The sequence below is a fragment of the Streptacidiphilus sp. EB103A genome (genome assembly GCF_041261405.1).
In the GTDB taxonomy this organism is placed as follows: domain Bacteria; phylum Actinomycetota; class Actinomycetes; order Streptomycetales; family Streptomycetaceae; genus Streptacidiphilus.
In genome coordinates, this window is sequence record NZ_JBGCAQ010000007.1 from 249,633 (window position 1) to 261,448 (window position 11,816).

At 72.8% G+C, this 11,816-nt stretch carries 10 protein-coding genes; 2 read left to right on the plus strand and 8 right to left on the minus strand.

Translation table 11 applies throughout. From position 1 onward, the window contains the following. Window positions 1-11 precede the first annotated feature (11 nt). Both ABH941_RS14070 and ABH941_RS14075 read right to left on the minus strand, forming a co-directional pair. The gene (locus ABH941_RS14070; protein WP_370129374.1) at window positions 12-602 is read right to left on the minus strand and encodes an RDD family protein; all 591 of its coding nucleotides are present in this window, start codon (window positions 600-602) and stop codon (window positions 12-14) included. A 71-nt stretch (window positions 603-673) separates the two neighbouring features. After that, window positions 674-2,026, minus strand: coding sequence for an RDD family protein (locus ABH941_RS14075; RefSeq protein ID WP_370129376.1), 1,353 nt, complete (start codon window positions 2,024-2,026; stop codon window positions 674-676). 241 nt (window positions 2,027-2,267) lie between these two features. Here ABH941_RS14075 and ABH941_RS14080 point away from each other — a divergent pair, with 241 nt between their 5' ends. Next, on the plus strand, window positions 2,268-2,762 hold the full coding sequence (locus ABH941_RS14080) for an SsgA family sporulation/cell division regulator (protein ID WP_370129378.1): 495 nt from the start codon (window positions 2,268-2,270) through the stop codon (window positions 2,760-2,762). A gap of 24 nt (window positions 2,763-2,786) precedes the next feature. Here the strand turns inward: ABH941_RS14080 and ABH941_RS14085 are convergent, their stop codons facing one another. From ABH941_RS14085 to ABH941_RS14100, 4 genes are all read right to left on the minus strand, one after another. After that, a complete protein-coding gene (locus tag ABH941_RS14085; protein WP_370129380.1) occupies window positions 2,787-4,193 on the minus strand; it encodes a glycosyltransferase 87 family protein in 1,407 nt (468 codons plus the stop codon). 181 nt (window positions 4,194-4,374) lie between these two features. Next, window positions 4,375-5,889, minus strand: coding sequence for a cellulose binding domain-containing protein (locus ABH941_RS14090; protein WP_370129382.1), 1,515 nt, complete (start codon window positions 5,887-5,889; stop codon window positions 4,375-4,377). A 225-nt stretch (window positions 5,890-6,114) separates the two neighbouring features. Then, complete coding sequence (locus ABH941_RS14095) at window positions 6,115-7,584, minus strand: sensor histidine kinase (RefSeq protein ID WP_370129384.1); 1,470 nt, start codon at window positions 7,582-7,584, stop codon at window positions 6,115-6,117. Next, window positions 7,581-8,324 (minus strand): response regulator transcription factor, encoded by a 744-nt coding sequence (locus ABH941_RS14100; protein ID WP_370129386.1) that lies wholly within the window; start codon window positions 8,322-8,324, stop codon window positions 7,581-7,583. The genes ABH941_RS14095 and ABH941_RS14100 overlap by 4 nt, the downstream gene beginning before the upstream one ends. A 40-nt stretch (window positions 8,325-8,364) precedes the next feature. On the opposite strand from ABH941_RS14100, the gene ABH941_RS14105 reads away from it, so the two are divergent. Then, a complete protein-coding gene (locus ABH941_RS14105) occupies window positions 8,365-8,925 on the plus strand; it encodes a hypothetical protein (protein WP_370129388.1) in 561 nt (186 codons plus the stop codon). 75 nt (window positions 8,926-9,000) lie between these two features. On the opposite strand, the gene ABH941_RS14110 is transcribed toward ABH941_RS14105, so the two are convergent. Beyond that, window positions 9,001-10,365, minus strand: a complete 1,365-nt coding sequence (locus ABH941_RS14110; protein WP_370129390.1) for an FAD-binding oxidoreductase — start codon at window positions 10,363-10,365, stop codon at window positions 9,001-9,003. Window positions 10,366-10,398: 33 nt separating this feature from the next. After that, on the minus strand, window positions 10,399-11,787 hold the full coding sequence (locus tag ABH941_RS14115) for a M1 family metallopeptidase (RefSeq protein ID WP_370129392.1): 1,389 nt from the start codon (window positions 11,785-11,787) through the stop codon (window positions 10,399-10,401). Window positions 11,788-11,816 lie beyond the last annotated feature (29 nt).

Here is an 11,816-nt window from a genome sequence, read left to right on the forward strand (position 1 = left end):
ACCTGCGCCGGTCAGACGGTCCGCACGGTCTTGACGACCACGGTCTTCGCCGCCTTGTCGTGCAGACACTGCTGGTAGGGCCGGTCCCAGACGCACCACAGGACGTTGACCAGCTGCCAGACGCAGCAGACGATGCTCGGCAGCGAGTAGACCGCCGCCCGGATCCATCCGGCGCTGCCCACCGGGGGCGAGCCGTCGGCCAGCATGGCGACCCGGATCTTCATCACCTTCTTGCCGACGGTCTGACCGCCCGCCAGGGTCAGCATCAGCCCCTCGTAGACGAAGTACAGCACCAGGATGCCGGTCTCGACCGCGACGCTCGCCGTGGTCCGTTCGTTGTTCTTGGCAGCAGCCGCGACGAACGAGAGCGGCACCGCGACGATCACGATCAGGAGCCCGTCGATGATCCTGGCCAGCAGCCGGATCCAGATCCCACCCAGTGGCGGCATGGCGCTCTGCGCGGCCCCGACGGGGTCACCACCGGTGGGGTAGTCGTACGGCTGGCCGTAGTACGGCGGCGGCTGGTCGTACGGTGAGCCGCCGGCGGCGGGCTTCTCGAACGACGGCGGAGTCGGCTCGCCGGGCGGCTCGGGTGTGGTCATATCACGAGTAGATCATCTGATACAGCATCAAGCTATGACCCGCACCAGCATGTCGTATTAAATGGGGCGAATCAGCTCCTTCTGGCAACCCTGGCCTTCCCGGCCGCCACCAGCGTGCGCCCCGCCCGGTCGTGCCACCCGCGCCGCCACGGACGGTCCGTCAGACCGCGCAGCAGGCCGAACACGCCGACCAGCAGCAGCATCGACAGCTGGTAGGTGAGCCAGCGGGCCAGCGACCGCCCCAGGGCCGGGGCCCGCTTCGAACGCCGGTCCACCACCCGCAGCCCGAACAGCGCCTTGCCCAGGGTGCGGCCCCAGGCCGCGGTGGGCAGCGCCTCGCAGACGAAGCCGACCACGAGCAGCGCGACCAGCAGCAGCCCGGCGTCCGCCAGCACGGTGGGGTCCACCAGCCAGACCCTGGTCTGCCCGGGCAGCGCGCGGGCCGCGTCGATCTTGCCCTGAAGGTGCGTCACCGCCTGCTGCACCAGCGGCACCCCGACCACGGAGACGGCCCCGACGAGCACGGCGGTGTCCAGCAGCCGGGCGCCCAGGCGCCGGATGAGCAGCGCGGGACGCGGCTCCATCGGCCGGGCCCGCCCGGCCCCGGCCCGGGACGCCGCGGCGGCGCCGGCCCGCGCACCGGCCGGGGCGGGGCCGAGCGTACGGACGGGGGGTGCTGCGGGGGTCGCCCGGAGGGCGGTGCGCGCGGGGTCGGGCACGGGGGCGGGGCGGGGTTCGACCGGGATCCTGGACCCGGCAGGGGCCTGGACAGCAGCAGTCACCGGGGCCAGGGCAGGCGCCGGGGCGGCAGCGGTGACCGGGGCCGCTGGAACGGCGGCGGGGGCGACGGCGGGGAGTGCCGGTGCGGCCGCCTGGGGGGCGGGCTGGTCCGGCACGCCCCAGGAGACCCAGCGTGGTGCGGCTCCGGTCTCCAGAAGCCCGCGCTGCTGCATCGCGTCCGCGATCCAGCGGCTGCCCGGTTCCTCCTCCTCGACTGCGGTCACGGCAGGTACCGCCGCCCGGGGTTCGGGCAGCGTCCCGGTCTCGTCCAGGAAGATCGGCCCGGACCGCTCCACGGCACTGTCCAGCGGGGGCAGCGTCCGCTGCGGGACGAACGGCTCGGGCGCCGGTTCGGGCGCCGGTTCGGGCTCGGGCTGCGGTTCGGGCTCGGGCTGCGGTTCGGACTCGGGCTCGGACTCGACTCTGACCGGGGGCGGCACGAACCGCATCGTCGGACCGCCCGGGCGCGCCGTCCCCTTCGGCGGCGGCAGCACCTCGCCGGGCCCGGGCGCCGGGCGGCTCGTCCCCGGAAGCCAGCCCAGCCCGTCCCAGTAGCGGACGAAACCCGGGATCGAGGGGTCGGGGTAGTAGCCGGCCGAGGGGCCGTCGGTCTCGGGACCAGCGCTGGGTGGGACAGCCGTCATCGGGAAGGACCTGCTCCGTCTTCGTCCGGGTTGCCGGGCGGCGGCGGTGCAGGCACCAGGCACGCCACGTCGTCGAGCAGTCACAAAGCGTAGTACCACGACGGGCCGGTAAGGGCGAGATGCGGGACAAACCGCGAAAGAGGCGTACGGAGTGGTGTAAGAGTGCGCCTGCGCACCGCTCTCCTCCTGTACCGGGCGACGGAAGGGCCGCCGCCGGATCGCCGGAGACGAGGGACGTGCCATGGACAGGGAGAACCCGGGAAGTGCGGGGGCCGCTGGGGATGCCGGAGACGCCAGGGACGCCGGCAGTGCAGAGGGCCCGGACGCCCGCGAGGTGAGGGAGGAGGTCAGGGTCAACCTGATCCTCTCGCCGGAGCGGAGCGTTCCCGTGCCGGCCCGGTTCCGCTACCTCGCCGACGACCCGTACGCCGTGCACATCACCTTCCACCTGGGCCAGGACTCCCCGGTGACCTGGGTGTTCGCCCGGGACCTGCTGGTGGAGGGAATGTTCAGGGCCTGCGGCCACGGCGATGTGCGGATCTGGCCGACCCGGCAGGGCGGCCGCAATGTCATCTGCCTGGCGCTCAGCTCACCGGCCGGCGACGCGTTGATCGAGGCCCCCGCCGGGGCGGTGGCGTGCTGGCTGGAGAGCGCACTGCGGCTGGTGCCGCCGGGGCGGGAGGATGCCGGCCTGGACATGGACGGGGCCCTGGCCGCCCTCCTGGCCGGTCACTGATGGCCTCGCGCGCACCCCCGCTCCTCAGCCGGCCAGCACGTCCCGTGAGGACGGCTGCGCCTGCCCGGGGACCCGGCCGCCCGGGCGCTCCGGCCCGGTCTGCGGCCCCACCGCCCTCCTGCGGCGCAGATGGCGGCGCAGCCGCTCCCCCGCCAGGGCCAGGAAAGCCAGGCCGACCAGCGGATACAGCGCCGCGAAGGGCTGCAGCAGGTAGGAGATGTGCAGGTTGCTGAGGCCCTTGTGGGGCACCAGCCACATGGCGAAGGAGCAGAAGGCCAGCCCGGTCGCGATCAGAGTGCCCCGCCAGACCCGGCGCTGCCTTGGCGTGCCGGCCCGGGCGCGGGCCCTGGCCCTGGACCGCTCCTCGGAGGCCTCGGCCGCGAGCAGCACCATCATCGGCACGCACCAGATCCAGTGGTGGGTCCAGCTGATCGGGGAGACCAGCACGGCCGTGATCGCCACGCACAGCACAGACCAGGCGTGGGCCCGGGGGAAGCCGACCGCGTTGCGGTGGATGCCGACGGCGACGGCCAGACCGGCGACGCCGACGACCGCGGTGAGCAGCAGGGCGACGATCCCGCCGTCCGGGGTGTGCATCGCGCGTTCGACCAGTCCGCGCAGGGACTGGTTGTCGACGATGTACTCCTTGCCGACCCGGCTGGTGTCGAAGACGTACTTGGTCCAGAACGCCCTGGAGGCGTCGGGCAGCAGCAGGAAGCCCAGCAGCATGGTCCCCAGGCAGGTGAGCCCGGCCGTGACGGCCGCCCTGCCCCGGCCGCTGATCAGCAGGTAGACGGCGAAGAGCCCGGGGGTGAGCTTGATCGCGGCGGCGATGCCGATGGCGACGCCCTTGCTGCGCCTGCTGTCCGGACGGGTGAGGTCGTAGAGCACCAGGACGCCGAGCACCAGGTTGATCTGGCCGTAGCGCAGCGTGGTGAACACGGGTTCGAGCCAGACGCCGAGGCCGACGGCGAGAAACACCAGGGCCGGGCGCATGGCCTTGCGCGGCCAGCCCGCCAGGACGGCGGAGAGGTAGCCGAAGGCGCCCAGCACGACCAGGTTGCCCGCGGTGACCATGACCCGCAGCGGGCCGACCGGCAGCCAGGCGGTGGGAGTGAACAGCATCGCGGCGAACGGCGGGTAGGTGGCGGGGAGCTTCCACTCGCTGACCCGGATGTCGTAGAGGTTCGCGCCATGGGCGACCGCCGAGCCCTCGGCCCGGTAGACGACCATGTCGACCATGCTCACGCCGACCAGGTGGCGGACCAGGGCGTAGACGACCAGCGAGCCGAGGCCGACCAGGAAGGCGATCCGGGTCTCCCGGCGCGGCGCCTCCCGCAGCGCGTTCACGACACCCGCGAGGGCAGCACGAGGGGCAGGGGTCCTGCCGTCCTCGCGTGGCTTTCCGGCGTCCCAACCGAGACTCGTCACGCAGCACTCCTTGTCGACAACCCTGCGTGACCCTAGCGGATCGCCGCTCCCGTCCGGCGGGCCCATCAGGTAATCATGCCAGTTTGTGGACGAACCCACTGCCCCCTTCGACAGTCACCCCCAGGGAGACGGACGGGGCCCCCGGGGTGGTTCCCGGGGACCCCGCATCGCCTACCCGGCCTCAGCCGGTGTAAGCGCCGAACGCCTTGGCGAAGGCATAGGTGGACTGGACGATGCTGCTGCAGCTGGCGTCCGCCCAGGCCTGGGCGCCGCCGGAGCACTGCTTGTCCCGGGTGGCGGACCACATGGACAGCCAGGCGAGGTGCTTGGTCGAGGCGAAGGTCGCGAGCTGCTGGGCGTCGGCGACGGTGAAGACCTCGGTGCTGGTGTCGTTGACGCCGATCATCGGGGTCACCGCGACATGCTTCCAGGCGTCCGCGTCGGAGAGTCCGAAGATGCTCTTGACCTGGGCCTGGGTGGCCGTGGCCGCGTCGATGGCGTAGGTGCCCATCCGGCCGCCGGGGCTGGGGGCGGCGCCGTCGCCGTAGTCCATCGCCATGATGTTGACGGCCGAGACGGCCACGCCGTTGCTCTTGGCGTTCTGCAGCAGGTCGGTACCGGACTGGACCAGGCCGGAGGGCAGCACCGGCAGGGTGAAGGAGACCTCCAGCGTCTTGCCGGCGGCCTTGGCGGTCGCCTGGAGCTGGGCGATGGCCTGGTCGCGGCGGGTGATCCCGACGGTGTCGGTGGTCGCACCGCCCTCGACGTCGAAGTCGATCTTCGTCAGGCCATAGGTGTCGATGACCTTCTGGTAGGCCGCCGCCAGCGTGGACACCGAGGTGCAGGACTCCGCCAGCTCGGTGCCGTTGGCGCCGCCGAAGGAGACCCGGACGTCGCCGCCGACCTTGCGCAGCGCGGCTATCTGGCCGGGGACGCCGGTGCTGTCCAGCGCGCTGACCCCGCCCCACTCCGGCGTGCAGCCGCCGCCGGCGAGGACGAAGGCGAGGTTGTAGTTCTTCGCCCCGCCGGCCGCCGAGGCGGCGGCGGTGTCGAACGCGGGGTAGAGCGAGGTGTCGACATACGGGGAGAAACCGCTGGTGGCGGTGGTGCCGGTGCCCGACCCGGTGGTGGCGGTGGCGCTCGGGGTGGGCGTGGGCGTGGGCGTCGCGGACTTGGTGGGCGTCGCGCTGGCGCTCGGCTTCGCACTCGCGCTCGGGGCGGCCGTGGTGGGCTGCCCGCTCGGGGTGGGGGCGCTGCCGGTGGAGCAGTCGGCGCCGTTGATGGTGCAGCCGGTCGGGGCGCCGGAGCCGTTGACGACGAAGCCGACGACGGCGTGCTGCCCGGTGCTGAGGGTGCTGTCCCAGCCCGCCGGGGTCACCGTGATGTGCTGGCCGCTGGCGGTGAAGGTGGCGTTCCAGAGCGAGCTGATCTTCGCGCCGGCCGGAAGGTCGAAGCTCAGCTTCCAGTTGCTGATGGTGCCCGAGTTGCTGTTGCTGACGTCGTACTGCCCGCTGTAGCCGTTGCCCCAGTCACTGGTGGTCGAGTACACCGCGCCGACCGTCGCCGCGCTGGCACTGGCTGCGAGCGCGATCACGGTGCCGCCGACGAGGGCTGCCGCCGTGGCCGAGGCGCCGATCACGGTGGAGCGGCGGGAACGGCGGCGGCGCGAGCCGGTGGGCTTGGCATGTGACGTCATACGGAAACTACCTCCGTTGGAGAACCTGGGAGGCCGGGCCCCGTGGGGGAAGGCAACGTGACGACGCCTTCCTGACGCGGCGTCATCGACGGTCCTCGGACCCGGCCGTAGCCGACGCTATCGGCCGAAAGCAGCGTGGAACGGCTGCTCAGGCAGGGGTAGAGGTCCCTTAGGACGCCGTTAAGGAACCCGCGGCTCCGTATCGCCCCGAACAGGAGCACCCTCCTAGCGGACCAGCCGTACCCGGGGCGCGGGCCTGCGGCGGCTGCGGGACGCCGGGGGCCGCGAGCCGGCCGGTTCCGTCTGCAGCCGGATCCGGATCTCGCTGCCGCCGAGGATGGCCGAGCGGCCCACCTCCACCTCGCCGCCGGTGGACTCGGCGACGCGGCGCACGATGTCCAGGCCGAGGCCGGTGGAGCCCGCTCCGCCGACGCCGTGGCCGCGGCGCAGGGCCGCCTCGGTGTCGGCGATGCCCGGGCCGGCGTCGGAGACCAGGACGATGACCGCGTCGGCGGCGCGGTGCACGTCGACGACGAAGGCGGTGCCCTCGGGGGTGTGCCGGAAGATGTTGCCGAGCAGCGAGTCCAGGGCCGCGCCCAAGTCCGCCGAGGCCACCGGCACCACGGCCGGCGGCGCGGCGGCGTCGGCGCCGGACAGCCGCCAGTCCCGGCCCTCGTCCTCGGCGAGCGCGGACCAGAAGGCCACCCGGTCCCTGATCACCTCGGCCGCGTCGCAGGACAGCGGCGCCGGTGCGGCGTCCTCGTCGCTCCCCGTGCCCGCGCCGGTGCCGTCGCCGAGGATCAGCCCCTGGCTGCGGCCACGGGCGGTGTGGATGATCTGGTCGACCTCGCGTTCCAGCTGGTCGACGGCGTGCCGGGTCTGCTCGGCGGCGTCGCCCTGGCCCAGCGCGGCGGCGTTCAGCCGTAGCACCGTCAGCGGGGTGCGCAGCCGGTGCGACAGGTCGGCGGCCAGCTCGCGTTCGGCGGCGACCAGCCGTACCACCCGGTCGGCCATGGCGTTGAAGGCGGCGGCCGCGTCCCGCAGTTCCGGCGGCGAGTCGTCCGCCTGCGGGACCCGCACCGCGAGGTCGCCGGCGCCCAGCGCCCGCGCGGCCCCGGCCAGCCGGCGGGCGGAGCCGACGATGCGGGTGCCCAGCCGGTCGGCGACCAGCACCGAGATCAGCACCAGGGCCACCGCCACCGCGGTCAGCACCAGCCAGGCGGTGACGACCCCCTGGCTGAGCGCCGCGTTCGGGATGAACACCTCCACGACGGCGACGCCGCCGCTGCCGACCGCGACCGGCTCCAGGTAGGCGAAGCCGCCCGGGACGCCGGTGCTGACGGGGTGTCCGGCGGCGGTGGCGCCGAGGATCTGGGCGTCGGTGGCGCGCGGCCGGCCGATCGTGGTCAGTCCGGTCACCTTGGTGCCGCCGCTGCCGGCCACGGCCGTGTGGCCGGGGACGTGCACGGCCAACATCCCGGCCGCCCCGGCCTGGGTGCTGGCCAGCGCCCGGGTCAGCTCCCCGGGGTCGCCGGTGATGGCCAGGGCCGGGCCGATGGCGGCGGCCTGCCGCTCCGCGCCGGAGAAGGCGCGGTCGCGGGCGGTCTCCCGGACCATCAGGCCGAGCGGCAGCAGGAAGGCCAGCGCGACCATGGTGGTGACCGCGACGCTGACCTTCACCAGCGCCCACCTCACGGCGCCGGCTCCGGTCCCGGCCCCGCCTCGGTCCCCGCCTCGGGACTGCGCCGCGGCGGCCCGGTGGGCACGTCCAGGCGGACGCCCACCCCGCGCACGGTGTGCAGATAGCGCGGCCGTGACGCGGTCTCGCCGAGCTTGCGGCGCAGCCAGGAGAGGTGCACGTCGATGGTCTGGTCGGTCCCGTACGGCTGGCGCCACACCTCGGCGAGCAGCTCCCGCCGGGAGACGACCACGCCGGGGCGGGCCGCGAGGAAGGCCAGCAGGTCGAACTCACGCCGGGTCAGGTCGAGCGCGGCGCCGTCCAGGAGCACCTCGCGCCGCTGCAGGTCGATCCGCAGCCCACCGACCTGGAGGTGCTGCCCGGTGCCCGGTGCCGCGCCGGAGCGGCGCAGCACCGCAGCCATCCTGGCGCTGAGGTGCTCGCCGGAGAAGGGCTTGACCAGATAGTCGTCGGCCCCGGCGTTGAGCAGTCGGACGATCTCGGTCTCGTCGTCGCGCGCGGTGGAGATGATCACCGGGACGTCGGTGAGGCCGCGGATCATCTTCAGCGCCTCGCTGCCGTCCAGGTCGGGCAGGCCGAGGTCGAGGATCACCACGTCGCAGCCGACCTGCGCGACTTCGCGCAGCGCTTCCAGCGCGGTGCCGACACTGCGCACGGCATGGCCGGCCCCGGTCAGGTGCCGGATCAGGGCGGAACGCACGAACGGGTCGTCCTCGACCACCAGGACAGTTGCCATGGACAGTGAAGGTAGTCCATTCGGGTTAACCGTCATACTGATGCCCGTGCGCAGAGGACTGGTACGGGCAGCAGCATGGACCGGGGCGACCGCGGCTGCGGTGTCCGTGTCCTGGTTCGGCGTGCACCGGGTGCTGCGGGACGGATCGTACGAGCAGCCGAGCGCCCTGGTGGTGGCGGTGGCCGACCCCACCAGCGCCCCGTCCACTCCGCCGCCGCTGCCCACCTCGATCGGCTCGGCGGTGACCAGCCCGTCGCCGAACACGTCCCCGACACCCGCCCCGAGCCACTCCGCGACACGGTCACGCACCCCGGTCGTCTCCGCGACGCCCTCCGCCACCCCCTCGCCGAGCCCGTCCGCGAGCAGCACCGGCCAGATCCAGACCTTCACCCGCCCCGGCGGCCGCATCGTCATCGACATGGGCGCCACCTCCGCGAGCATCGTCTCGGTGACCCCCGACGCCGGCTGGTCCTGGCACCAGTGGGTCACCGCCACCTGGCTCCGCGTCGACTTCCAGCAGGACGGCGGCGCCGGCACCGACTCGATCTTCTACGTCACCTGGAACGGCCACCCCCCACTCGTCCAAACCGGCTCCAGCTGACCCTCAGTTGCACGACCCAGGGGCGCGGGGAACTGCGCGACAAGCCCACCACCAAGGTGCACGGTTGCGGACCGTTCAAAACACCTTCCCCGGGTTCAACAACCCCAACGGATCGAACGCCGCCTTGACCCTCCGCTGCAACTCCAGCCCAACCGGCCCGATCTCCCGCGCAAGCCACTCCCGCTTGAGCAGCCCCACCCCGTGCTCCCCCGTGATCGTCCCGCCCAGCTCCAGCCCCAGAGCCATGATCGCGTCGAACGACTCCCGCGCCCGCGCCGTCTCCTCGGGGTCGGCCGCGTCGAAGACCACCACCGGGTGGGTGTTGCCGTCACCCGCGTGGGCGACCACCCCGATGGTGAGATCGAATCGCTCGGCGATCTCGGCGACGCCGTTGATCATCGCGGCCAGCGCCGACCTGGGGACGGCGACGTCGTCGACCATCGTGGTGCCGAGGGTGTCCATCGCCGTCAGCGACAGCCTGCGGGCCTGGAGCAGCAGCTCCGACTCCGCGCTGTCGGCGGCGGGGACGACCTCGGTGGCGCCGTGCGCAGCACAGATCTCCCCGGCGGCGGCGAGGTCCGCGACCGGGTCGAGGGTGTCGAAGGCGATCAGCAGCAGCGCCGCCGTGGAGTCCGGCAGACCCATCTGCGCCATGGAGTTGACGGCCCGTACCGAGACGGTGTCCATCAGCTCCATCAGCGACGGCGTGTAGCCGGCCTCCATCACGGCGCACACCGCCGCACACGCGGTGTCGGTGCTGGGGAACTCGGCCGCGAGGGCGAGCTGCGGCGGCGGGCTGGGCCGCAGGGCCAGCGTTGCGCCGACGACGACGCCGAGGCTGCCCTCGGAGCCGACCAGCAGCCGGGTGAGGTCGTACCCGGCGACGCCCTTGGCGGTGCGGCGCCCGGTCCTCAGCAGCTCGCCGTCGGCCAGCACCACGTCCAGGCCGATCACGTACTCGCTGGTGGTGCCGTACTTGACGCAGCACAGGCCGCCCGACGCGGTGCCGATGTTGCCGCCGATGGTGCAGGTCTCCCAGCTGGACGGGTCCGGCGGATAGGTGAGTCCGTGCACCCCCACGGCCTGCGACAGCGCCGCGTTGACGACTCCGGGCTCGACCACGGCGATCCGGTTCACCGGGTCGATCTCCAGGATCCGGTTCATCCGCACCAGGGACAGCAGGATGCACCCGTCCACGGCGTTGGCCGCGCCCGAGAGCCCGGTGCGCGCCCCCTGCGGGACCACCGGGACCCGCAGCGCGGTGGCGGTCCGCATGACATGCCTGACCTGGTCCACCGTGTCCGGGAACACCAGCACCGCCGGGTTCCCGCTCGCGCAGAACCCCGCCATGTCCTGGCGATAGGCGGCGGTGACATCGGGATCGGTGACGACCGCCGCCGCCGGCAGCCCCTCCCTGAGCAGGTCGACCAGGTCACTCATAGCTCTGTACTCCCAGCTGGACGGTTACGGCGTCTACGGCGTCGCAGGCTTGCCCTTGCCATACAGCCAGGTCGCGAAGAGCGAGTCCAGCTTCTTGCCGGAGATCTTCTCGCTCAGGGCGATGAACTGCGCGGTGTCGCCGTGACCGTAGCGGTGTTCGCCGGCCCAGCTCCGCAGGATGGCGAAGAATGCCTGGTCGCCGACGCGCTCCCGGAGCTTCTCCAGCACCATCGCGCCGCGCTCGTAGGGCGGGGTCCCGAAGATGTGGGCGCCGTCGCCCGGGTCGCCGGCCGGGAAGGACCAGAGGTCGTTGCCGGCCGGGAGGGCGTAGTCGGTGGCGAACCGCTTGGCCGTGCTGGGGCCGCCGTGATGGGCGTCCCAGAGCCATTCGGCGTAGGTCGCGAAGCCCTCGTTCAGCCAGATGTCCTTCCAGCGGTTCAGGCTGACCGAGTCGCCGAACCACTGGTGCGCGGTCTCGTGGACCAGCGTGTCGATGTCGGGCGCGCGGTCGTAGACCGGCCTGGTCTGGGTCTCCAGGGCGTAGCCGACGCTGTGGGCGTGCTCGACGACGGCGCCGGCCGCGTCGAAGGGGTAGCGGCCGAAGATCTTGCTCTCCCAGGCGATCACGGCCGGGAGCTGGGCCAGCACCGGGGCTGCGGCCTTGGCCTCGGCCGGGTCGACGGCGTTGTAAACGGGCAGGCCGGAGGCGGTGCGGTAGCTCTGCACCTGGAACTTCCCGATGCCGGCGGTGGCCAGGTAGGCCGCCATCGGGCTGGTCTCGCGCCAGTCGAAGGCAGTGCGGCCGTTGCTGCTGCGCCGACTGGCGAGGCGGCCGTTGGAGACGGCGGTCCAGCCGTCCGGAACGGTGACCTCGACCTCGTAGGTCGACTTGTCGATGGGGTGGCTGTTGCTGGGGAACCAGGTCATGGCTCCCTGCGGCTCACCCGCGACGAAGACCGAGCCGTCCTTCTGCGTGATCCAGCCGTCGGCCGAGCCGTCCGGGTCGGTGACGTCAGCAGGCACCCCCGAATAGGTGATCGTGGTGCTGAAGGTACGGCCCCTGCGGAGCGCGTGCGCTGGCGTGACCTTGAGCTTCACTCCGCTGCGGCTGAACGCCACCGCCCGGCCGTCGATCCGGACGCTGCCGACGGTCAGTCCGGACAGGTCCAGGTAGAAGGAGCTGAGGTTCTGCGTGGCCGTGGAGGTCAGCACCGCCGTCGCGTCCAGGTGTCGGGACGCGGGCGTGTAGCCGAGGTTCAGCCGGTAGTGGACGACGTGGTAGCCCCCGTCGCCGGACTGCGGGAAGTACGGGTCCCCGGCCGTGGGAGCGCCGGGCACAGCGCCGCCCCCCTGGGAGGCACCTGCCAGGAGGGCGGCGAGAACGGGAGTCGCAGCGAAGGCGAGAAGGCGGCTGACGATCATTCAAGCAGCCTAGAACTGATGATCAGTCA

Excerpts from the sequence above, each read along its gene's own strand:
- ABH941_RS14070 (WP_370129374.1), bottom strand. The coding sequence starts at position 602 with ATGACCACACCCGAGCCGCCCGGCGAGCCGACTCCGCCGTCGTTCGAG.
- ABH941_RS14075 (WP_370129376.1), bottom strand. The coding sequence starts at position 2,026 with ATGACGGCTGTCCCACCCAGCGCTGGTCCCGAGACCGACGGCCCCTCG.
- ABH941_RS14080 (WP_370129378.1), top strand. The coding sequence starts at position 2,268 with ATGGACAGGGAGAACCCGGGAAGTGCGGGGGCCGCTGGGGATGCCGGA.
- ABH941_RS14090 (WP_370129382.1), bottom strand. The coding sequence starts at position 5,889 with ATGACGTCACATGCCAAGCCCACCGGCTCGCGCCGCCGCCGTTCCCGC.
- ABH941_RS14100 (WP_370129386.1), bottom strand. The coding sequence starts at position 8,324 with ATGGCAACTGTCCTGGTGGTCGAGGACGACCCGTTCGTGCGTTCCGCC.
- ABH941_RS14105 (WP_370129388.1), top strand. The coding sequence starts at position 8,365 with ATGCCCGTGCGCAGAGGACTGGTACGGGCAGCAGCATGGACCGGGGCG.
- ABH941_RS14110 (WP_370129390.1), bottom strand. The coding sequence starts at position 10,365 with ATGAGTGACCTGGTCGACCTGCTCAGGGAGGGGCTGCCGGCGGCGGCG.
- ABH941_RS14115 (WP_370129392.1), bottom strand. The coding sequence starts at position 11,787 with ATGATCGTCAGCCGCCTTCTCGCCTTCGCTGCGACTCCCGTTCTCGCC.